The organism is Allobosea sp. BK604, assembly GCF_004341515.1.
GTDB lineage: Bacteria > Pseudomonadota > Alphaproteobacteria > Rhizobiales > Beijerinckiaceae > Allobosea.
Genome location: NZ_SLZF01000005.1, coordinates 544,682 through 567,948, shown reverse-complemented (window position 1 = coordinate 567,948; position 23,267 = coordinate 544,682). Strand labels below are relative to the sequence as shown.

Here is a 23,267-nt window from a genome sequence, read left to right as displayed (position 1 = left end):
GCGCTGTTTCAGCCGAGGCAGGCCGGCCGCTTGCCGCGCGCCTCGGCCAGGGCCGCAACCTGATCGTCCGGGAGCGCGCGCTCGCCCCCGGTCAGCCGGGCGACCAGCGCGGCGATGCCGTCGAGCCGCGCCGTATCGATGCCCTGTCCGAGCAGGGCGTAGCTCGCGTGCGGGCCGCGCCAGGCACGGATCGCCAGCCCGTCCCGGTCGCGCAGGGCGGGCCGGGTCGGCAGGGCCTGGTCGACCGGCGCGATCCAGAGGCCGACGCGGCAGCCATTCGGTCCGACATAGCCGGCGAGCATGCCCCCGCCGCCAGGACCCGCGAGATCGAGCGCTAGATGGGCGAGGCTCAGCGAGGCGAGCGAGAGGTCCGGCAGCTTGCCGAGATCGGCGCCGGCGAGCGCCACCTCGGCGGCTGGCATGCGGGCCTGTGAGGGCTGGGACAGCCAGAGCCGATGCGCGGCGATCGCGTTCGACAATGGCGCAGGCGAGGCCGGCAGCAGCGTCAGGCCGAGCGCGGCGAGCCCGGCCGAGATCACGAGGAGCGCCGCGGCGACAAGCGCCGCCCGGCTCGGGCGTCGCGGCCGGGCCCGCGGCCAGGCCCGTGGCAATGTTTGCGGCAAGACGAAGGGCGGCGCCGGCTCGCCTGCCTCGACCGTCCTGACGGCGGCGCGCAGCCGCGTCAGCGTCGCGACCTGTGCGGCGGCCTCGCGATCGACCGCGAGCCTGGCCGCGACCTCGGCCGCGGCGTCCGGCGTCAGCTCGCCATCGACATAGGCGTTCAGCATGGCCCAGGAGGTGGTTTCGCGCTCGCTCACCTCTGGCTAACTCGCCTGGTGGCGCCGCGTTGCGAGCGCGCGGAGATTTCCACCCTCGATCGCCGCGAGCAGCGCCAGGCGCGCGCGGCTGAGACGGCTCATGATCGTGCCGACGGGCACGCCCAGGATCGCCGCCGCCTCCGCATACTTGAAGCCGGCGAGCTCGACGAGCTCGAGGACTTCGCGGTGCGGCGGTTCGAGGCGATCGAGCGCCTGGCGCACCGTGATCGTGGCGATCAGCCGGTCGTCATAGCGCCAGGGCCGCTCCTCGGCATCGCCCGCTTCGGCGCGGGCCGAGACCTGCCCGCGGCGATGCTCGTCGATCCAGGCATTGCGCAGGATCGTGAACAGCCAGGCGCGGATCTGCGCCTCCTCCGCCGGAGGCTGAGCCGAAAGCGCCTTCATGGCGCAGGATTGCAGCAGGTCGGCCGCCACGTCGCGGTTGCCGGCGAGGCGCCGCGCATAGGAAAACAGACGCTCCCAGTTCTGGCGCAACGCGCGCTCGACGGCCTGCACGACGACTCCCTCACATCGGCGCATAATCGACCAACGCAGCCGTGCCGTAAACGTCTCCAGGCGGGTGCGCTCGACCTGCGGATATCGCTGGGAGATTTCGTGGGCCGGAACCATAACCGGGGTGGCCTGTTTCCAGGACCGGGAATACCGCCTAGGCCTATGGAATGACCCAGCCGCAATTGCTCTCAGTCGCCCTGATCGCCGTGATGATGGCGGCGTTCCTATGGGGCCGGCTGCGCTACGACATCGTCGCGCTGCTCGCCCTGCTGATCGGCCTTGCCATCGGCGTCGTGCCCGTCGCGGACGCTTTCAAGGGCTTTTCCGACGACATCGTCATCATCGTCGGCAGCGCGCTGGTGATGAGCGCGGCCGTGGCCCGTTCCAAGCTGATCGAGCGGGCCCTCTCCCGGATATCCCCGAAGCTCGGTTCGACGCAGCTGCAGGTGACGGTGCTCGTCGCCGCCGTCGCCGTCCTCTCGGCCTTCATCAAGAATATCGGGGCGCTCGCGATGATGCTGCCCATCGCCTATCAGCTCGCACGCAAGAGCGGCAAATCGCCCTCGGTCTTCCTGATGCCGATGGCGTTCGGATCCCTGCTCGGCGGCATCGTCACCCTGGTCGGGACCTCGCCGAACGTCATCGTCGCGCGAGTCCGCCAAGAATTGACCGGCGAGCCGTTCGGCATGTTCGACTTCACGCCCGTCGGGCTCGTCATCGCGGTCGCGGGCTGCGCCTTTCTCGCTGTCGGCTATCGTCTCCTGCCGAAGGACCGTCGCGGCGCGGCCTCGCTCGAAGCGGCGCTCGACATCAAGGATTACGTGACCGAGGCGAAGGTCGCCGAGAAATCCGCGCTCGCCGGCAAGACGGTGGCCGATCTCCGCGCGATCGGCGGCGGCGAGGTCGACATCGTCTCGATCCTGCGCCGCGAGCGGCAACTGCCCGCGCCATTGCCGGATGCAAGCCTGAAGCCGGGCGACGTGCTGCTGCTGCGTGGCGAGAGCGACGGGCTGGAGCGCGTCGTCGCCGAGGGCCAGCTCGATCTCGTCGGCAAGGACCGCAAGGAGCGCAAGATCGCCGAGACGGGCGTCAATCCCGCGGAACGGGTCTCCGAAGCCGTCATCGCGCCGGGCTCGCTTCTCGTCGGCCATACTGCAGGATATCTCGATCTCCATGCCCGGCACGGCGTCAACGTGCTGGCGATCAGCCGGTCCGGCGAAAGGCTGACCGAGCGCCTGCGCGACATCCGCCTGCGCACGGGCGACGTCGTCGTGGTTCAGGGCGCGGAGGAGCTGCTGCCCGAGACGCTCGCCGAGCTTGGCCTGCTGCCGCTGGCCGATCGGCCGGTTGCGCTCGGCGGCACGCGCCGCGCCTGGATCACCGGTACGATCCTCGCCGGCACGATCGCGGCCCTGGCCTTCAGCCTTGCGCCCGTTCCGGTCGTCTTCTTCGCGGCCGCCGTGCTGCTGATCGCGTTCCGGGCCCTGCCGCTGCGCGAGGCCTACGGCAATGTCGAGGCGCCGATCCTGCTCATGCTCGCGGCCTTGATTCCGATCAGCGATTCACTGCGCGCGACGGGGGCGACGGATGTCTTCGCCGCCTGGCTCGCCCATATCGGCGCCTCGCTGCCGGGCTGGGCCGCGGTCGGGCTGATGCTGGTCGCCGCGATGGCCGTGACGCCGTTCCTCAACAACGCCGCCACCGTCCTGGTGATGGCGCCGATCGGCGCCGGCTTTGCGACGCAGCTCGGCTATCGGCCCGACGCCTTCCTGATGGCGGTGGCGATCGGTGCGGCCTGCGACTTCCTCACGCCGATCGGCCACCAATGCAACACGCTGGTGATGGGCCCCGGCGGTTATCGCTTCAGCGATTACGCCCGGCTGGGCGCGCCTTTATCCCTGCTGGTGATCCTGCTCGCCGTCCCCGCGATCCTGCTGTTCTTCCCGCTGCGGTAGCGCATCGGCCCGAAACGCGGCCGACCCCGGCAGGAGGCCTCGCGAGGGCTCCCGACTTATTCGAATTCGCAGTCGGGAGACCCGGCCGATGCTGATACGATGACCATCCGCGGCGTGTCCCAGGGGGCTGGGACGTCCGCCCGGATGAGCTGGGGGAGTGCCGATCGATGATGCGCTTGCTGGTTGCGCTTTGCCTCGCCTGTGCCTCGCTTGCAACGCCTGCACTCGGCCAGTCCGCCCGCCCGAAGCCGATCGTCGCCAGCCTGCCGCAGCTCAAGCCCTGGACGGGCGATCTCGACGGCATGCTCGAGCGCCGGGTGATCCGCATCCTCGTGCCCTATAGCAAGACGCTGTTCTTCATCGATCGCGGCCGGCAGCTCGGCGTCATCGCCGAGCTCGGCCAGCGCTTCCAGAGCTGGATCAACGCGCGCCACAAGACCAGGGCCCTCTCGATCACGGTCGCCTTCGTCCCGGTGCCGCGCGGGGATTTCGAACGGGCGCTGAACGAGGGGCGCGGCGATATCGTCGCCGGCAACCTGACGATCACGCCCGAGCGCCTGGCCACCATGGATTTCGCCGAGCCCTGGATGTCGAATGTCAGGGAAGTCGTCGTCACCGGACCCGCCGCGCCGGCGCTGAACAGCATCGAGGATCTCGCCGGCCGTGATGTCTATGTGCGCGAGGGCAGCAGCTATGCCTCGCATCTGCGCGAGCTCGGCAAGGGCTTCGAGGCCAAGGGCCTGAAGCCGATCATCCTCAAGCCCGCCGACGAGAATCTCGAGGACGAGGATATCCTCGAAATGGTCAATGCCGGGCTCTTGCCCTTCGCCATCGTCGACGACCACAAGGCCGCGCTGTGGTCACGGGTCTTCACGAGCCTGAAACTGCGGGCCGATCTCGCAGTGCATGAAGGCGGCTCGGTCGCCTGGGCGATGCGCAAGAACTCGCCCCTGCTCAAGCAGGAGATCGACGCCTTCGTCCACGAGCACAAGCTCGGCACGGCCTTCGGCAATGACGTCAAGCGGCGCTATTTCGCCAGCGACCGGATCGTGAAGAACGCTTATTCGCCCGAGGATGCGCAGCGCTTCCGCGACCTCGTCGCCCTGTTCCGCGCCCAGGGCGAGGCCTACCGCTTCGACTGGCTGATGCTGATGGCCCAGGGCTATCAGGAATCGCAGCTCGACCAGAACCGCAGGAGCCACCGCGGCGCGGTCGGCGTGATGCAATTGCTGCCGAAGACCGCCGCGGCGAAGCCGATCGAGATCACCGGGGTCGACACGGATGCGGGCCGCAACATCCAGGCCGGCGCCGCCTATATGCGCTACATCACCGAGACCTATATCGCCAAGGATCCGGCCATCGACGCGCGCAACCGCGTGCTCTTCGCCTTCGCCGCCTACAATGCCGGCCCGGGCAACCTGCGCAAGTTCCGGCGCATCGCGAAGGAGAAGGGGCTCGACCCCAATCTCTGGTTCGGCAATGTCGAGCACGCTGCGGCGCAGGTCGTCGGGCGCGAGACCGTCCAGTATGTCAGCAACATCTACAAGTACTTCGTGGCCTACTCGCTGTTGCTGGGCGAGAAGGGGCTCACGGCCGCGTCCCCCTGAAGGGCCCGACACGACCTGAGGGGCGCATTCTCTTCACGCGAACCGGTATCGACTTCGCCCGAAATGCTCGACCCGGCGAAGGAGCCGTCGATTCCGCCGGATCGCACTGCGAACGATCCCGGGCTTTGATGTCCGATCTCGATCGAATTCGAACGCGCGGCGCGGTCGATTATCCAATCAGCCCGGTCATGCCGACCACGATCGGGCCCATGAGCGGCAGCAGCACGTTCGAGATCGCATAGGTGACGGTATAGCCGATCACCGGCGTGGAATTGCCGGCGAGCGAAACGAGCGCGCTGATCGCGGGTGTGCTGCAGTGCTGGCCGGCGATCGCGCCGAGCAGGATCGGCGCCTCGATCCTGAGCAGGTAGCGTCCGATATAGAGCGAGGCGAGGGCCGGCACGGCCGAGACCAGGACCGACAGCACCGGCAGGACGAGCCCGTACTGCTTGAGCAAGATGAAGGCATCCGGGCCGACCGAAAGCCCTGTCGCCGCAATGAAGGTCGCAAGCCCGAAATCCTTCATGAATGACGCGGCATCGGGCGGGATCGCGCCGTATTGCGGTCGGTGCATGTGCAGCCACCCGAAGATGAGACCGGAGATCAGCGCGCCGCCGCCGGTGCCGAGGGTGAGGTTGAGGGCGCCGATCTGGAGGCTGAGTTCGCCGAGCAGGAGGCCGGCGACGATGCCGAGGCCGAGCATGACGAAATCCGTCGCCGTGCTCGCCGGCAGAAGATGGCCGAGCTCGGGCGCGGCGCGCATGATCGCGTCTTCCGAACCGTAGAGGGTGAGGATGTCGCCTTGCTCCAGGACCGAGCCGGGCAGGGCGGGGATGTTCTGGCCAAGCCGGCGAATGCGCGAGATGAAGACGCCGCGCCGCAGCTCGGCGCTGGCGAGCCGGCGCAAGTCGCGGATCCGGCGGCCGCTGACCTCGCGGCGCACCAGCACGACCTCGCGCTCTACCAGCGGGACATTGTCGCCGGCCGGCATCGGCACCTCGGTGCCGAGCCGCTCGCTGATCGCGATGACGGAGCGCCGCCGGCCGATCACCAGCACGACATCGTCGGTCTCCAGCATGGTCTCGGTCGTCGCCTTGGTGAAGCCGTCGCCGCGCCCGACCTGGTCGATGGTGACGACGCCGTTGACGCTGTTCTCGAAGGCGCCGACGCTGCTGCCGGCGATCGGTCCGGCGCGGAAGCTGCGCGAGACGATCTCGGGCACGCCGTTCTCCTTGCCGGCCTCGTCCTCGGCCCCGAGCTCGCGGGCGAGCGCAGCGGAGGCGTCGCGCACATCGATCCCGAGCAATAGCGGGCCGATCTGCGTGACCACGACGACGATGGCGACGAGGCCGAAGAGGTAGGTGACGCTATAGGCCGTGGCCATGTTGGCCTGTAGACGGGCGATCTCGGCCGGAGGCAAGGCGAGGCGGGTAATCGCTTCCGACGCCGTGCCGAGTACGGCGGACTCGGTCGCAGAGCCGGCGAACAGGCCGGAGGCCGTCCCGTGATCGAGCCCGAACAGCGCGATCGCGGCCGCAAGCAGCAGCAACACGGTGCCGACCTCGACAAAGGACAGGATGCCATAGCGCCAGCCGCCGCGGATATTGTTGAAGAATTGCGGCCCCGCCGTAAATCCGAGCGCGAAGATGAAGAGTGCGAAGGCGACGTTCTTCAGGTCCGGGCTGATCGTCACGCCAAGTTGCCCAAGCGCCAGCGCCACGAACAGGGTGCCGCAGACGCCGCCGATCTGAAACGGGCCGAGCCTGATCTTGCCGATGAGATAGCCAAGGGCCAGCGAGATGAAGAGCGCGACAACGGGTTGTTCAACGAATGACACGATGAAACCCAGCCCTGGTGCACGTGGCGTTTCGAACTATCAGGCGCTCGCCTGACGCACGCAAGATGCCCGCAGGGACAATTGGCGCCGGCCGTCACGCGCGATAGGACCAGGCTCGCCGCGCCAGCCGGGCGTCAGATCCAAAGTTTCTTCCGGATGTATCTGATCGGCTGCTTCAGAAGCGACATCAGCCAGGTCGTCCGGCCCGTCTCGATATGGGCGATGCCCTCGCTACCGGGGCGCAGCGGCTCGGCGCCTGGTTCGAGACGCACGGTCACGAGAAACGAATTGCGGGACTGCACGACCTCCGCCATCGGCCGCACCCGCTCGACGACGCCATGCCGGGGCCTGTCCGGCTCGGCATCGGGGAGAATGCGGACGGGCTGACCGGGCTCGACGCGCCTGATGTCCTCGTCCAGCACGCGCGCATCGGCACGTACGGAGATGTCGGGCGCGATCTCGAACAGGGTCTGGCCGCGCAGCACCGGCTGGCCGAGGCTCTTGCGCAGATCACCGGACACGATGACGCCGGAGCGGGGGCTGCGCAGCTCGGCCGAAGCCAGCCGATGCCGCAACAGGGCGAGCTGCGATTCAGCCCGGCTGGCGGACAGCAGCGCCAGTTGCTCCTGGGCGGGCTGCCCGCCGGCCCGTGCGACGGTGGCGTCGCGCAGCTCGTTTGCGGCGCGCGCGCGGGCAGCGGCGATCTCGAGCTCGATCTCCCGTGTGTCCAGCCGCGCGAGCACGGTGGTGCCGGCCTCGACATGGTCTCCCGGCTGTGCGGTCGAGTAGGCGACGATTCCGTCGAAGGGCGCCGAGATCGTCTGCTGCCATTCCGGTTGAAGTGAAGCCGGCGCTTCGACGGTGTCGGTGCGTGGCGCGACGGCGAGCCCGATCACCGCCGCCGCCAGGAATCCGCCGCGGATCAGCCAGCGGCGGCGGGCGCCAATGCTGAGGCGGGGAGGCTGCGGCTGGAGCACGCGCTCCAGCAGCGCGAGGGATGGCGCGAAGCGGGCCTCGCCGTCACCCGGAGCGTGGTCCGGTGCGAAGGCGACAGCGAGCCCGAGATGCCGTGCCGGCCCGAGCTGCGCCAGCAGCGGGCGCTTGCCGAACTGATCGACATAGGCCTGCTGGGCGGGGGAGGTCGGTTCACCCGTGCAGGCGCGGCTGGGCTCCGGGCCATCCAGGACATCCTCGACCAATCCCACGAGCAGGCGTGCCAGATTGCCGGCGCGATCGACGACCGGCTGGTCGGCGATGGCGATCGTCGTCGGGCTCGCTCCGGATATCCTGACCAGAGCGAGCCGCTCGACACCGGCGGTGGCATGCGCGAGGACGCCGGCCGCCGCGGTCAGCCCGGCAGAGCGGTCGGGCGCCTGCAAATAGGCTTCGACCGCGGAGGCCGCGAGCGCCGCCCGGGCGGCCAGCCCACCAGCCGCTGCTTGGGTCGCCGCCTCGCACAGGGCCGCGACTGCGACGAGTCGCTCGCGGGTGAGCGCGAGATCGATCTGATGGCGCGTTGCGATTTCCAGGACCAACACGCCCGGCGCCGGGGCGGCGTTCACGGGAGCCACGCTGCCGACGGGCACGGCGAAAAGCCAGCCGGCGCCCTCCGGCCCGGCCCAGACGCCACGAGCAAGCCGCGCGCGCTGCGCGGCGGCGAGCCACGGAGCCGGCAGTTCCCGATCCGGCGCTTTCGGCGCCAGCAGCACCGGCGGATCGCCAGCGACCAGAGCGCCGCGCGTGGCCAGCGTGAGGTCCTGGCTGACGCTCAGGACGAGCTCGGGCCAATCGTCGCGCCCGCGCTGCAGGCGCAGCTCCCGCAGCCGTTCCGCCAGGGGATCGGTCGCTACGGGGGCAACGGCAGGGGCGAGGCTCATCACATCACCTCGGAGAAATCGAGCGTGGCCTCGACGCCTGCCGGCAGGGCAAAGTCCTGGTTGTCGATGACGAAGATCGCCCGGAAGCGGCCGGAGGCGGCATCGAGCACCGGTTCGATATAGCGCAGGCGTCCATCGCGCTTGCCGCCGACAGGGGCGGATAGGCCGAGCGGATAGGTGTTGCCGAGCTTGAGCCGGGGCCAGAGCGGCCCGGGGAGGTAGAGAACCGCCTCGATCGCGGAGAGATCGGAGACGACGATCGGCCGGTCGGTGCGGGAGAGGGTGGCGCCGGCTGCGGTATCGAGGCGCGTGACGATGCCGTCGAAGGGCGCGCGGATCATCAGCGTCTCGCGCGTCGCGATCTCCAGTTCCAGCCGCTGCTGCTCGACCTTGCGGCGATCGGTGGCAGCCTGGACCGCGGCGCGGGCGGATTCCAGGCGCGCCCTGGCGTGACGCACTTCCCATTCCGTTGCCGCATTGCGGGCTGCGGCCGCCTGCGTGCGCCCGAGCACGGTTTCGGCTTCCTGCGCCTGCACCTCGGCCTGGCGCAACTCGCCGTCCGATGCCGCGGCTGCGCGCGTCAGTCCGATCCGTGCCTCCTGCACGTCGTCGTTCAACTGGAGCAGAAGGTCGCCGCGCTTGACCCTGTCGCCCTCGACGACCTTGACGGCGCGCACGACGCCGTCCTGGATCGGCCCGAGCGTGGCGACCTGGGCAGGGCGCGTCGGTCCGCGTGCGAGCTGTTCGACCTCGCTCTCCTGCGCAATTGCGGCGCCGGATAGCATGGAGAGGAGGATGATGGCGGCGTTTCGCATGGGTCACGCGCTCAGCCGGCGTTGCAGCAACTGCCTCAGACGCTTCCAGCCCAGTGCGGCCAGGCTGGAGCTATCGAGCGCGATCAGGGCCTCGATCCGCTCGCCATGGCGCAAGGACGGCGCCGGAGGAGGAGCGGTCAGGGCAAGGCGCGCCTCGAAGACGGCTTCATTCGGCCTGAGCTGTCCGCGTTCATCGGCCTTGACCGAAATCGGCCCGCCGGCCGCGTGCGCCAGGGCCTGGGAGGGAAGTTCGCCGCGCGCCTGATTGGGCAGCTGGACGACGATCGCCCGCATCGAGGCGGCCGTCTCGCCGCGCCGGCGGACCTGGATCTCGCTGTCGCCCCGCGCGGCCATCGCTTTCAACGCCGCCGGACCATCCCACTGGTCGAAGACGATCCTCAGGATGACCGAGCCTTCGCCGATGCTGACGCCGAGCGGGCGCTGGTCGTCCCGCCTGATCCAGGCCTCGTCGAGATGCTCGGCGCGTAGCGGGTACCAGACGGCGCCCTCGACAGAAGGCATCTGCCATTTCGCCATCTCCTCTTCGAAGGCCGCGATCTGCGCGCGCACCGCGCGCTGGCGCTCGGCCAGGGAATCGGCCTTCTGCACCGTCTCGGCCCGGGCCCGCCGGGCCTGCAGGGCGATCGCCGCCTCCTCGGCCCGGAGCTGGGCCAGTGTCATGCGCAGCTCGGGATTGTCGACCTCGATCAACGTGCCCTCGCGCGCGCCGACCGGGGCCACCGACCGGACGACGCCATTGGCCGGGGCATAGGCCCAGGACAGCGCCTCGTTCCACGCCACGCCTTCGGCGACGGTATGGACGGGGATGGGCAACCAGAAAAACAGCGCAGCGACGCCCGCTGCCAGCACGGGTGCGGCGAGGATGCGGCGGCCGCGCTGCTTCGCTGCCGAGAGGATCGCGCGCGGATCGGCGAGCAGGCGCGCCATCGGGATCACCACATAGATGCAGCCGATCGTGATGGCGAAGGCATAGGCGAGGTTGGCCGAGATGCTGCCGGCGAGCCAGAAAATCGCGATGAAGATGCTCCAGCGCCAGGCCCAGGACGCGGCCGAATAGAGCGCATAGGCGAATTGGGACGGGCGTGTCGGCCGGTCGGCGAGCCCGAGCGGCCAAAGCGTCAGGTTGCGGAGCGCGATCCAGCCCTTCGATTGCAGGTTCGGAATTTCCAGCAGGTCGGAGACGACATAGTAGCCGTCCAGCCTGACCAACGGGTTGGCGTTGAACAGCAGCGACGACACCCCGCAGAGCAGCATCAGCTCGAACAGCCGGTCGGCCAGGAAGCCGCCGGCGATATTGGCCCAGATCAGCCCGGCGGCCGAGGCCAGCAAAAGATCCATCTGGATCCCGGCAAGCCCGACCTGCGCGCGCCGCCAGCGACTGGCGATCAGCCAGGCCGGGGAGACATCGACATAGGGCGCCGGGAAGAAGAACATGAAGGAGATGCCCCAGCAAAAGCTTCTCAGTTCGAGACCTTCGGCGTCGCCGGCACGCGCCGCGGCGACCGCATGGCCGGTCTCGTGCAGCATCTTGGCGGCGACGAAGATCAGCCAGCCGATCAAGAGCCCACCGGCATCGAGCTGCGACAGGCGATCGAATTGGGCGAGGATGGCCGAGGTCTCGCCGAGCAGCGTCCAGCCCGCGGCGATGAGCAGTGCCAGTACGATCAGGCTGCCTGCCATCGAATAGAGGCCGCCGAGCAGGCGTAGCGCGAGCGGCAGGATTGGTTGGAGATTGCCGAGCGGGAAGCGCATGAAGACGATGCGCTGGAGCAGGCCGCGCAGCCAGACCGAGCTCGGCGGCTCGTTGGCGGTGCGGCGCAGACCGGGAAGCCGCAGCAGACCCGCCATGGACATGTCCGCCAGGCCCTTGAGCAAGGTTGCTCCCTCAGGCGCCTGCGCGTCGAAGCCGCCGGCCTGCATGGCCTCGGCGATGGTGCGGCTGCCATCCAGCCGATAAGCCAGCCGAAACAGATCGACCGAACTGCGCCAGTGCCGGCCGGTGGCGGGATCCTGCAGGATGAAGAGAGGCTTGCCGCGCAGGACCACGCGCCGCGCGACGACGTCCGAAGCCAGCCGCGGCCTGGCTTTGAGCCACTCGTCCAAGGGCTTCTGGTCCATCACCGTCACGATCGACCATCCGGTTCGAGGGGCAGGCCGTGCCGGCAGCCCCGGTGCGTCTCAGTCAGGCTTTTCCACGACCGTCGTCACGCAGGCAGTATCCTTGGCTTTCGCCTTGCCGACCGGGCATCTGCTCGGCGGAGGGGCCGCGATCTCGTCGCGGCGAGCGACGAAGGTCGGCCCCCGCGCGGCGTCGTCGAGGCGCTGGATGCCGATCCGGCGAACCGACAGGAAGGTGCCCTGCACCCGCTGGAGCGCGAGGAAGGCGACCGTGAACGTCGTCTGCGCAAGCGCCAGTCGCTCCTCCGCGTCGGCAACGCGATCCTGCGAGGAGAGCAGGCGTTCGAGGCCGTTCACGGCATTCTCGCCGAGCTGGCCGCCGATGCCCTGGTCCCAGCGTTCGAGCTCGAGCCTCTGGTCGTTGCGCGCCGCTCTCAGCGCCAGGGCTCGTGCGCCGACCTCGCGCCAGGCGACCTCGTATTCGTTGAGCGCGAGTTCCGCCTCGGCGGCGATCGTCGACACCGTGGCGATGCCCTGATCTTCCGCTTGCCGCGTCTCCAGCTTGCGCCGGGACAGGCGAGCCTTGGAATCGTCCTGCTGCAAGGGGATCTCGAGGCGCAGGCCAGCCACGAAGCCCGGGCGGTTGGCATTGTCCCGCGTGTCGGTCCAGGCCTCCGGGAATTGGCCGGTGCCGAGGCCACGGCCACCGATATTGCCTTCGAGGACGGCATCGAAGCGCGGCAGCGACTCGATTTGCGCTTGGCCTTCGCGCAGGACCGCCGCCTTCTGCTGCAGGAAAGCCTGCTGGACCTCGGGCCGGAAGGCGACGGCACGCTGCACGATCGTCTGCAGCCCGAGCGGCTCGTAGCGGGTGAGCGGCGTGCCGACCGGCACCACTTCGCCGATGCTCTGGTCGAGCCGCGGATCGTTCAGCAAGGCGCGCAGTCGCACCTCGGCATTCGAGACCGAGGCGCGCGAGCGCAACTGCTCGGCCTCGCGCTGGGACTGCGCGCTGCGCGCCCGGCTGAGCAGCAGCACATCGGCGTCGAGGCTGGCGCGCCCCGAGAGCTGGTCGACGATCTTGCTGGCTCCCGTGGTCGACTGCGCGCGCTGGTAATAGGTCGCTCGCGCCAGATAGAGCGCCCAATAGGCCCGGGCCACTTCCATCAGATGGTTCTCGACCTGTCGGCGGAATTCCGACTTGCCCATCAGGGCGTCCAGCCGCGCGACCTCGTGCAGGCTGCGGGTGTACTCGACGCCGGAATCGCGCAGCAGAGGCTGGACCACGGTGACGAATGTCCGCAACCGCGACTGCTCGCCGGGGATGAAGTCGTTGCTGTTGGTGGCGATGCTCGCGAAGCGCTGCCCGATGGCGACCTCCGCGCCGGTGATCAGCCGCTTGCGGAAGCCGACCTCGACCGAGCGGTCCCGCGACAGGAGACGCGAGTTGCCATCAGTCACGGCGAGGCTGCGGGTCGGATCGTTGATGTCCTCGGCACGTGCGTCGGCGTAGAGCCGGAGCGCGTAGCGCCCCTCGACTTCTTTCTCATAGGTCTCGCGGATGGCCGGCAGGTTGCCGAAGACACGCATCTGAGCCGAGTTCAGCATCGCGCTGTCATAGGCATAGGGCAGGCTCATCTTGAGGGACTTGCCTGCGCCCCCCAATGCCACGGGAACCTTCTTGGTCCACCAGGTATCGGGATCGCGCATGGCCTCGACCTCGGCCTGCGTCGGCGGCGGCAGCTTCGTCGCCCGCATCCTCATGCGGCGCAGCTGTGCCTGGACGTCGTTCTTGTAGCGCGCGCTGAGCGAGTCGGCGTTGACGATCGCGTTGTCGAAGCGGTCGGCCAGCCAGTCCTGGGCCGTGGCCTGCGTCGGCGCGAAGGACAGGCCGCCGAGAAGGCCCAGCATGGCCAGGGGACGGAGAATGAGGTGATCCTGCCTGTTGCCTGTCAAGCTCCTCACCTCCTGTCGAGAAGCGCGGCCGTGAAGTCGCGCGCAAAGCTGTTCCAGACCAGCGAATTGAGCTCCGCGGGCATCAGGTCGATCGAGACCAGCTCGGGGACGGGCTTGAATTGGGTGCGCACGATATAGGCGCCGTCGAAGCTGAGGCGCGGCGCCTCGACGAGGTGCGGCGCCACCACCGGCGTCGGGTCGCTATAGGACACCTCCAGCGCGAAGGGCTGGGCGCTGACGGCTGATCCCGGCGCGCCGGCGCGATACGCGCCATAGGTTACGAACCCGTCCAGCCCGTCACGGAACAGGCTGGACTGCGCGAGAGCATCGAGCGCCGGCTCCGATGCGGGGGAGGCGGTGGCGATGGGAAGCGAGGCGATCCAGTCGCCGCCATAGTCGGTCACGGTCGTCGTCACCGCCATGAGCCCGCCGGAGCGGTCGAGACCGGCGAGCTGGATGGTCGAGCCCGGATTTGCCTTGCCGGTGAAGATCGGGTTGACCGGCAGGGCCCGCACCGGCGTGATCTGGTACTCGTCGAGCAGCCCGCGATCGAGCGCGGCGCCGGCCGGATAGTCGCCGCCCGAGGAGATCGTCACCACCGCGTCGTCGCCGCCGGTGACCGGCCGGACGAAGCCGGGCGGCACATCGCCCGGCACCGAGGCGCCGCTCGCGGCGGCGGTGTTGACGAGGTCCGGGTTCGGGCTTGGCACGCCGACGATCTCGACCGTGTAGCGGATCGTGATGGACTGCCCGAGCAGCAGCTCCGGCACGATGATGCGGATCGTGCCGTCGCCGGCATTGTTGCCGCTCACGATCGTGCCGAGCGAGCTGGTGACGCTGCCCGGAGTCAGGACCATCATTCCCGGCACCAGCAGGTCCTCGATGACAAGCTCGAAGACGGGAGCAGTCGAGCCTGGAGCATGGCCGACGACAACCGTATAGGAGACCTGCTGGCCGATGGTCGCGAACGGCACATCAGCCGTCTTGTCGACAAGGATCGCGGGCGTCACCACCTCGGCGGCGGCGCTGGCCATGTCCTGCGCCGTGCCGCCGGGCGCGCCCGGATTGCTCGGCGAGGCGATGATCGCGGCCGCCGTATTCTCGAGCAGCCGGCCGGCCTGGTTCGCCGCCGCATTCGCGACACGGGCGACGATCTCGATCACGACGGTGCCGTCGCCCGCGACATTGTTGCCGGGATTGACCACCACGCCGAAATCCAGGCTGACGGCCTGCCCGGCGATGGTGATGAGCGGTTGCGTGCTGCCGATCAGCGCGCCGATATCGATAAGGCTCGCCGAGATCGGCACCAGCCCGGCCGGCATCTCGTCGAGGATGACGAGGCGCTGCGTGCCCTCGGCGAGGGTTGCGGTCAGCCGGTAGGTTATCGTCTCGCCGATCGCCAGATCCGGCCGGTTCGGGTCGAATTGCTCGGCCCCGGTCTGCGGCAGGGAGGTGGCGACGATCTCCTTGGCGAGATCGACGCCGAGCACTCCTGTCACGGTCGCGCTGGCCTGCCCCGAGCCGTCGCGGCCGGCACCCGCCGGTGCGCTGTCGAAACTGAGCGTCGCGAGATTCGGCACCTGCTGGCCGGGCTCGATCGCGTCGGTCATGCGGACGGTGTAGGTCAGCACGATCGGCGCATCGCCGGGCAGGAACTGCGGAAGCGTCAGGCGCACGGTGTTGCCGCTCAACGTCGCGGTGCCGGTGCTGGACGTCACCGAGAGACCTTGCAGGACGCTCGGCAAGATGTCCTGCAGCACCACGTCGAAGGCCGGGCCGGAGGAGGCGGGCGCATGCGCGATCGTCACCGTGTAGGTGAAGGGATCGCCCGCGTCGCCCGTGGGGTGGTCCGCCTGCTTGATGACGACGAGCTGCGGTTCGACGATATCGGTGGCAGCGAAGGCCGACTGTTCGCCCGAGCGCCCGCCGATGGTGAAGACCGCATCGCTCGCATTGACGAGCACGCTCCCGGCAGCGTTGCCGGCGATATCCCGGACGCGGGCGACGACTTCCACCACGATCATGTCCTCGGCGCCGATCGCGGCGCTGCCGCCATTGACGATCGTGCCGAAGACGAAGGAGATGCCCTGGCCGTTGATCGTGCCGGCATCGCCCGGCTGCAGCAGCGAGCCGCCGAGGGCCGAGCCCACCGAGATCACCGACGCGCTGAGCGCTTCCAGTCCTGCCGGCAGCAGGTCGTTGATCGCGAAGCCGTTGACCGTCGTCTGCGGCAGGGTCGCGACGATGCGGTAGGTGACCGTCTCGCCAATGGCGAGGTCTGGCAGCGCCGGGTTGAAGGCAGCGTTGCCGGTCTGCGGAATATCGGTCGCGGCCACGGCCTTGGTGATGCCGGGCGCGACCGGGAGCGACGCCTGGGCGGCGACGTCATCGGGGCGCCCGCCAAGGCCGGGCGCGCTGTCGAAATCGCCATTGGCCGTGTTCACGACCTCTGCTGCCGGCGGCGTGCTCGCCGACAGGCGCGTCTGGAAACCGATCGTCAACGTCTCGCCGAGCGCGAGGCTGCCGAGCGCAATGCTGATCATGTTGTCGCCCGGATTGTTGCCGGAAACGACGAGCCCGCGATTGACGGTGACGGTGCCGGCGATGAGGTCGAGCCCGGTTCCGGCGAGCAGGTCGGTGATCAGGATGTCGAAAGCCGCGGAGGTGCTGCCGGCGGCATGCTGCAGCGTCAGCGTCCAGGGGATCGCCTCGCCGGGGGCGACGAAGCCGGCATTGGTCGCCTTGCTCAGGACGAGCTCCGGCTCGACGATGTCGATCGATGCCGAGGCGCTGGCCGTCTCGGTTCCGCCGGGCACGCCGGGCGCCGTCGGCGAGGAGATCGTCACGCCGGACGCGTTGTCGAGAACCGTGCCGGCGACGTTGCCGGGCACGTCCTGAACCAGCACGTCGATGTCGATGCCGAGATTGAACGGCTCGAGGATGTTGTTTCCCGGGTTCACCACGATCCCGAAATCGGCCGTGATCGTGCGGCCGTCGGGGCTGATGCTGATGATGGGGGTGAAGCCGGGGAGGCTCGATCTCACCGCCACGATCGAGACGCCGAGCGGCAGGGTGTCGCTGACGATCACCCGCTGGGTGCCCTCCGAAAGGGTCGCCGCCACGCGGTAGGTGACGACCTCGCCGACGGCCGCATCGGGGTTGGCCGGGTTGAACTGCGACGCCTGTGTCTGGTCGATCGAGCTGGCGACCACGGATTTGGTGAGCGCGACGGGCATATCGACCGTCAGCGACGCATCGTCCGATGCGTCGAAGACCAGCGAGTCCGGATTGGGAACGAAGGTCGTCTCGCCGCTGACATTGGCGGTGTTGATCAGGATCTGGCCTGGCTCGACACTGTCCGCGAGGCGCGCGCGATAGGTGATCGTGATCGGCGCGTCGCCGACATTGATGACGCGGCCGGGCGAGACGATCACGAGGTCGTTGCCGGCGCCGTTGCCGAAATCGACCGTCCCGCGCGTCGTGGTGACGCTGCCCGGGATGAGCACGAGGCCGGGACCGAGCAGATCGGAGATCGTCGCGTGGAACAGTGGGCCGGTCGCCAGCGCGCTCTGCGAGACGACGACGGTATACAGAACCTCGTCGCCGGCATCGCCGGACACGATGCTCGCCGTTTTGGTGATGACCGGATCGGGGGCGACGATTTCGACCGATGCCGACGAGGTCCGCACCAAAGCCGGGACCGCTGGAAGCAGCGGCGAAGCCAGGGTGGCTGTCGACGTGTTAGTCAGCTGCGTGCCGGCGGCGTTGGTCCCGCCCGCTCGCGCGATCACGTCCACTGTGATCTCGTCCGCGGCGTTCGACAGGTTGTCGCCGTGATTGGTCAATGTCCCGAAATCGAAGGTCAGGACGTTGTTGATGACGGTGAACGGCGCGCCGTTGTCGACCACCAGGCCGCTGATATTGGCGCCGAAGCGGATCGCTCCGAGCTGCAGGAAGGTGAGGCCGGCCGGCATGGCATCCGTCAGGACGACGGATTGCGTGCCCTCGCCGAGGCGGATCGTGATCCGGTAGACGATCGTCTCGCCGTTGTTCACGTCGGGGACGGTCGGGTCGAACTGGGCCGCGCCGGTCTCGGGAATGTCTGTCAGCGCTACGGATTTATGGATGTCCGGGTTCAGCACGACCGAAAGCGTGCTCGATGCCGCGGTGGAGTAGTCCCGATCCTCCACATCCGGCGCGGAGAAATAGTCCAGCGTCGCAGTGTTCTGGATCACCTGTCCGTGCTCGACACTATCGAGCAGGCGTGCGCGATAGGTGACCGTGATGACGCCGTCGGTCGGGAGCAGGACGATGCCGGTGATCTGAATCCGGGTGTCGCCGGCACCGTTGCCCTCGACGATCGTGCCGCGCGAGGCGGTCACGCTGCCCGCAATCAGCTGGAGTCCGGGCGCAAGCGCGTCGACGAAGACGAGATCGTAAGCAGGACCCGTCATTGTCGCGCTGGGCGCCCCGGTGACGGTGAAGGTGACCTCGTCACCCGCATCTCCGGACGCGATGCTCGCGGTCTTGAACATCTCGAAATCGGGCTCGACGATGTCGGCGCTTGCGGTGCGGGTCGCGAACAGGACGTTGTTGACGAAGATCTGCGCGGTGTTGGTCGCAACGTCTCCCGCCACGTTGCGTGGATCGTCGACGACCCGGGCATCGATCTCGATGGCCAGCAGGTCGTCCGCGCTGATCTGGTTGTCGACGATATTCGTGATCGTCCCGAAATCGATCGTGACCTGGTCGATGCGGCCGTCGCCGTCGGTGTCGATCTGGGTCACGACCGGGGCCTGCGGCAAGGTGATGTTGCCGCCCTTGGTCACCAGCCGGAAGGCGAGGAATTCGAGTGCGGTCCCTGCCGTCGGCAGGGAGTCGACGATCCGCAGCGTCGTGCTGCCTTCGGGGATGACCTGCGCGATCCGATAGGTCACGCGCTCGCCGATCGCGAGGTCGGGATTGAATGGCGTGAAGGCGTTCGAGCCGGTCTCCGTGAGCGACGTCGCCGTGATCGCCTTGACGGAGATCGGGCCCTCCACGTCCACGACAGCGGCGGCAGAGCCGGAAAAGTCACGCTCGCCGGGAACGTTGCCGGGATAGGAATCGGCGGTGTAGTCGACGCGGTTGAGCAGTTGCGTCGCCGTCGGCACCAGATTGTCGACGAGGGCGCGGTAGGTCACGATGATGACCTCGCCCTGCGCGAGACGGGTCGCCGCGATTCCGACCGCCGTGTCACCGGCACCGTTGCCGGACGTGACCGTGGCGCCTGCCGGCCCGGTCAGCGTTACGCTGCCGGCAATGAGGCTCAGGCTCGGATCGTCCAGCAGGTCGGCGATCGCCAGATCGTAGCCGGGCGCGGAAAACGCGCCGCCCGTATTGGTGATCCGCACGGTGTAGGTGATCTCGTCGCCGCCATCGACATTCTGCACATCCGGCGTCTTCGCGATGCCGAACGTCGGCGCGACGATTTCGATCGAAGCCGAGGCGTTCGCAGCTGACGGACCGCCCGGGGTCACGAAGCTCAACTGCCCGATATTCGTCGTCACCGCTCCGGGCGCCGCGCCCGAGGTGGAGACCAGACGCGCGCTGATCTGGAAGCTGATCTGATCGCTGGCATTGACCGCGCCATCCTGGGAATTGCTGACATCGCCCAGATTGAAGGTAACGGTGTCGAGACGGCCGTCGCCGTTGCGATCGCTCAGGATGCCGGCCGTCCCGACGCCGGCTCCGCTGCCGATCACGAGATTGCCACCGACAAGGACGATGGAGGCGGCCGTCACCTCCATCGCACCGGGGCCGAGCGGCAACTGGTCGAGCAGGATGACGGCCTGGGTGACGCCCTCCGGCATGGTCGCGGTCAGCGTGAAGGTCACGGTCTCGCCGAAGGCGACATCCGGCAGCGCGGCATTGCCCTGCGACGAGCCGGTATCGGGCAGGCTCGTATCGGTGACCTGCTTGAGGAGCGCGGGGGTCGCCACCAGCAGGGTTTCGTTGTCGCTGCTGATGAAGACGCGCTGATCGGCGACGTCGCCGGGGGCGGAGTCGGAGCGCTGCACTGCGGTATTGATGAGCGTGTCGCCGGCGATGACATCATTGGCGACGAGCGCGCGGTAGCGGATCGTGAGCGATTGGCCCGCTCCGAGTTCCGCCAGCGAGATCAGGACGAACGTGTCGCCGCTGGCATTGCCTTCGAGGACCGTGGCGGCGCCATTCGAGGCGCTCACCGACCCGACAACCAGCGACAGATGGGCGTCTACCAGCGCATCACCGACGAGCAGGTCGAAAACCGGCGCCGCGACGCCGCCGATGACAGGATTGCTGACGACGACCTCGTACTCGACGACGTCGCCGGCATCGACCGTCGTGCTGCCGATCGCGGTCTTGGTGATCGTCGGGCCCGGCGCGCCCACGGTGATCGGGGCCGTCGCGGTGATAGTCTGTGGCGCGCCGTTGCCGTCGGTGAAGCTGGCGACGGCGGTATTGGTCAGGCGGTCGCCCGAATTATTCTCCGGAAGATCCGGCAGCACGGCATGGACGCGCAGCACGATCCGGTCGTTGGCATTGACGATGTTGTCCGGCGTGTTGAGCGTATTGCCGAAATTGACGCTCACCTGGTCGACGATGCCGTCGCCGTTGCTGTCCGTCTGCGTGAAGACCGGCGTGCCGTTGGCGAAGCTGATATTGCCGCCGACCGAGAGGAGCGAGGCATCGAGAAGGCTGAGCTTGCCGCCGGCCGTGTTCGGCAAGGTGTCGGTCAGGATGAAGTTGCCGAGCGTGCCCTCGGCAAGCGTCACCGTGACGTCGTACCAGACTTCTTCGCCGATCAGCAGCGTCGAGCCCGCGCTCTCGGGCAGGCTGGTCTGGGCGACCTCCTTGATGATGCCCGGGCCGGCCGTCGTCGCCGAGGCGGAGGCTGTCCGGTCCTCGGGCAGCAGGTTCGGCGCGAAATCGGTGCCGCCTTCCTGGGCCGCGTAATGGTCGAGCGATGCCGCGTTGGCGATGGTGAGGTTCGGCGTCGCGACCGTGTTGATCAGTTGCAGGTCGTAGGTGATGACGAGGATGTTGCGGCCCGAGGCCGGATCGGCCGGCGCCAGCGCGCCCGTTCCGGGCTGATCGGTGAGGCTGATGCCGGCGCCGAAAATGTCGCCGGTGAAGGCCAGCAGGTTTCCGGCACCATCCGTTACGCGCAGATTGAGGCCCGCCGCGCCGCCGGGAATGGCGAAGCCGGCCGCGAGCGTATCGCGGATCAGGATGTCGAACGCGCCGTTGCGGCCGCTGCCGGTATTCTCGACGATGATCGCGAAGGTGACGATGTCGCCGCCATCGACGCGGGTGACGTCGCTGACGACATCGCTCGAGGCCAGCAGACCCGAGGAGATGGTGCCTGAAAAACGCGTGCCGCCGCTGCCGGGATCGGTGAAGACGACAGGCGCCGCCGGGGAGGGGGTGAAGACGGTATCGGGGTTGGTGCTGGCGACGATGCCCTTCTGCAAGGTCAGTTCGGGCTGGCTGAGGATGACGTCGGCCGTGTCCACGCCGACCGTGACCAATCCGGTGCTGTTGATCTCGCTCGCCTGCACCACATTGTTCATGACCAGGCCGTCGCCGAACGGCTGGTCCTGAACCACGACGCTGAACAGGATGTCGACGCGCAGCGGGCCGCTGCCGCTCGCCAGCTCGTAATTGCCGTAGCGGAAGGAGATCGAGTTCGAGAGGGCGCCGACGATCACGCTCGGTACCCCGGCATAGCCTGTCGGATTGGCCGCATCGAACGTGTCGCTCGGACCAAACCAGGCTTGGCCGACCCCAGGCGCGGCGGAGCTGACCTGGTCGATGAAGCTGATGCTCCCTGCCGCGAAGATCGGCAGGGGGAGAAAATCCGTCAGCACGAAATCCTGCCCCGACTGCGGCGGGATCGTGTACTGGATGCGGAATGTCACGACATCGCCGTTGGTCACGAGCGGCGACAGGCCGATGCTGGTATTGCCGTTGATCGCGTAGACCGACTTGCCGTCAAGCTGCCCGGGCGTGATCGGCACGGTGATGCTCGACGCATCCGTGATCGGATTGCCGGTGCCGTTATTGATGATGGCCTGCGACTCGACGCTGTTCGCGATCGCGTCGTCGTGGAGGACGGGCGCGCCGCCGGAAAAGTTCGCGTCGACGACGGAGCGAAAGACGATCACCAGCTCCGTCGGACGCGGAATGATGCCGCCGCCGCCGTCGAGTACGCTGTCGAGGCCGCGGGAGACCATCTCGTCGCCGACATGGAAGATGACCCTCGTTCCGGTGCCCTCCAGCGCGACGCTGTAATTCGCGATATTGAAGCTGCCGGAGAATTGGTCGGTTCCCTGTTCGCGCAGGAAGATTGTCGGCGTGAAGCCGGCGTCGAAAGTCTGGCCGTCGGACAGGAAATCCGACAGGTCCAGATCGTCGAGGCTGAAATAGTCGCTGACCTGGGTCCGGATGGTCCATTCGATGACGTCGCCTGGAACCGCGGTCTGGTTGCCGCTCAGATTGGCCGCCGTTTTCTGGGTCGCGAGCGCCTTGGCGACGATGACGTTTTCCGGGCCGGCCGGATCTTCGACGAACGAGACCGGGTCGTCCCTGCTGTCGACGGGCGTCCAGTCCGCCGAGCCGCTGACATTGTTCGGCAGGACGCGAGGCGCGCCCGTGACGGGATCGAGGACGGGCTCGGCCGGCGAGTCGGGCGACATGAACTGGCCGACATGGAAGTCGATCGTCATGGTCACGTCGGCTGCGCTCGCAGTGCCCGTCACCGGCCCGTTGAAGGTTGCGACGATGAGACCGTTGGCTTGCTGGATGTCGACCGTCGCTCCGTTCGCGCTCGCGCCGGTGACGACGATGCCGTTGGGCAGCGTGTCGTTCAGCACGAGATTGTTCATCGTCTGACCGTTCGCGACGTCCAGCGTCACGGTGTATTGATGGGGAAAGCTCGGGCCCGTGGCCGTTTCGCCCTCCGCCAGATTCGAGGTCTTGTTGACGGTGAACAGAACGGGCGTGATCGAGTTGTTCGCGGTGCCGCTGAGCACGGGCGCATCCGCCGTCGGATTGTTCAGCGCGTCGCGCCCGAAGGCGAAGCCGCCCACGGCCGAGACCGAGAGCGGAACGTTCAGGTCCGCCAGTTGCGAGACGCCGAGCGAGATCTGCACCGGCGCGGGCGGCTGGTCAGGGACAAAGGAGCCGAATGGCAGGCTCATCACGACCAGCGTATCGCCGGGCTGGGCGCCGTAGTCGCTCGCGTTGACGACGCGGAGATTTCCACTCGCGTCGCGCGCGAATGGGTGTGTCACGGAGCCGCTGGAGCCGAACTCGAGCTGCGTCGCCTGGAGGGCTTGGCCGTAGAGCGTGGCGCCCTCGAAGGTGACGCCGTCCTTTGTCTGGACCGGGTTCGCGTCGGACGCGCTGCCATCCGCGCCGCGGGTCGGCAGAATGACGTCGATATAGGGCGAGTAGCCGACATTGTTGCCAGGCCCGACCGGTGTATTCGTGAACGTGACGGTGATCTGCGTGGTCTCGCCGATAAGCGCGTCACCACCGCCGTCAACCGCCACCACTGGTTGCGCCGCGAACAGGCACCGGTCTTCAAGCAGCTCGAAAACCGGTTCCGACCGAGATGGCGCCGCCCATCTCTTCGACCAGTCCACCAATCTTACCCCTCGTGCAACGACTCGGAAGTATCAGGTAGGCCACGGAACGATAGCAGATCGTAGAGTATCGAAAAGC

Annotated in this window: 10 protein-coding genes; 2 read left to right on the top strand and 8 right to left on the bottom strand. The window is 68.2% G+C overall.

What is annotated here, in order from left to right:
* Positions 1 to 8: 8 nt before the first annotated feature.
* Both EV560_RS18505 and EV560_RS18500 read right to left on the bottom strand, forming a co-directional pair.
* Positions 9 to 818, bottom strand: a complete 810-nt coding sequence (locus EV560_RS18505) for an anti-sigma factor (RefSeq protein WP_131857235.1) — start codon at positions 816 to 818, stop codon at positions 9 to 11.
* Positions 819 to 824: 6 nt separating this feature from the next.
* The gene (locus tag EV560_RS18500; protein WP_248312119.1) at positions 825 to 1,334 is read right to left on the bottom strand and encodes an RNA polymerase sigma factor; all 510 of its coding nucleotides are present in this window, start codon (positions 1,332 to 1,334) and stop codon (positions 825 to 827) included.
* 164 nt (positions 1,335 to 1,498) lie between these two features.
* Here EV560_RS18500 and EV560_RS18495 point away from each other — a divergent pair, with 164 nt between their 5' ends.
* Positions 1,499 to 3,286 (top strand): SLC13 family permease, encoded by a 1,788-nt coding sequence (locus EV560_RS18495; protein ID WP_131857233.1) that lies wholly within the window; start codon positions 1,499 to 1,501, stop codon positions 3,284 to 3,286.
* A gap of 167 nt (positions 3,287 to 3,453) precedes the next feature.
* Entirely contained in the window at positions 3,454 to 4,893 is a 1,440-nt protein-coding gene (locus EV560_RS18490) for an MltF family protein (protein ID WP_131857232.1), read from the top strand.
* A gap of 169 nt (positions 4,894 to 5,062) precedes the next feature.
* Here the strand turns inward: EV560_RS18490 and aspT are convergent, their stop codons facing one another.
* The 6 genes from aspT to EV560_RS18460 form a co-directional block, all read right to left on the bottom strand.
* On the bottom strand, positions 5,063 to 6,730 hold the full coding sequence (gene aspT, locus EV560_RS18485) for an aspartate-alanine antiporter (RefSeq protein WP_131857231.1): 1,668 nt from the start codon (positions 6,728 to 6,730) through the stop codon (positions 5,063 to 5,065).
* A gap of 134 nt (positions 6,731 to 6,864) precedes the next feature.
* Positions 6,865 to 8,607: an efflux RND transporter periplasmic adaptor subunit gene (locus EV560_RS18480; protein ID WP_131857230.1), complete on the bottom strand. Its 1,743-nt coding sequence runs from the start codon at positions 8,605 to 8,607 to the stop codon at positions 6,865 to 6,867.
* Positions 8,607 to 9,422: an efflux RND transporter periplasmic adaptor subunit gene (locus EV560_RS18475; RefSeq protein WP_131857229.1), complete on the bottom strand. Its 816-nt coding sequence runs from the start codon at positions 9,420 to 9,422 to the stop codon at positions 8,607 to 8,609. Before EV560_RS18475 ends, EV560_RS18480 begins: the two co-directional genes overlap by 1 nt.
* 3 nt (positions 9,423 to 9,425) lie before the next feature.
* On the bottom strand, positions 9,426 to 11,570 hold the full coding sequence (locus tag EV560_RS18470) for a hypothetical protein (protein WP_131857228.1): 2,145 nt from the start codon (positions 11,568 to 11,570) through the stop codon (positions 9,426 to 9,428).
* Between the two features lie 51 nt (positions 11,571 to 11,621).
* Positions 11,622 to 13,517, bottom strand: a complete 1,896-nt coding sequence (locus EV560_RS18465; RefSeq protein ID WP_131857227.1) for a TolC family protein — start codon at positions 13,515 to 13,517, stop codon at positions 11,622 to 11,624.
* A 5-nt stretch (positions 13,518 to 13,522) separates the two neighbouring features.
* Positions 13,523 to 23,098, bottom strand: a complete 9,576-nt coding sequence (locus tag EV560_RS18460) for a DUF11 domain-containing protein (protein ID WP_131857226.1) — start codon at positions 23,096 to 23,098, stop codon at positions 13,523 to 13,525.
* Positions 23,099 to 23,267 lie beyond the last annotated feature (169 nt).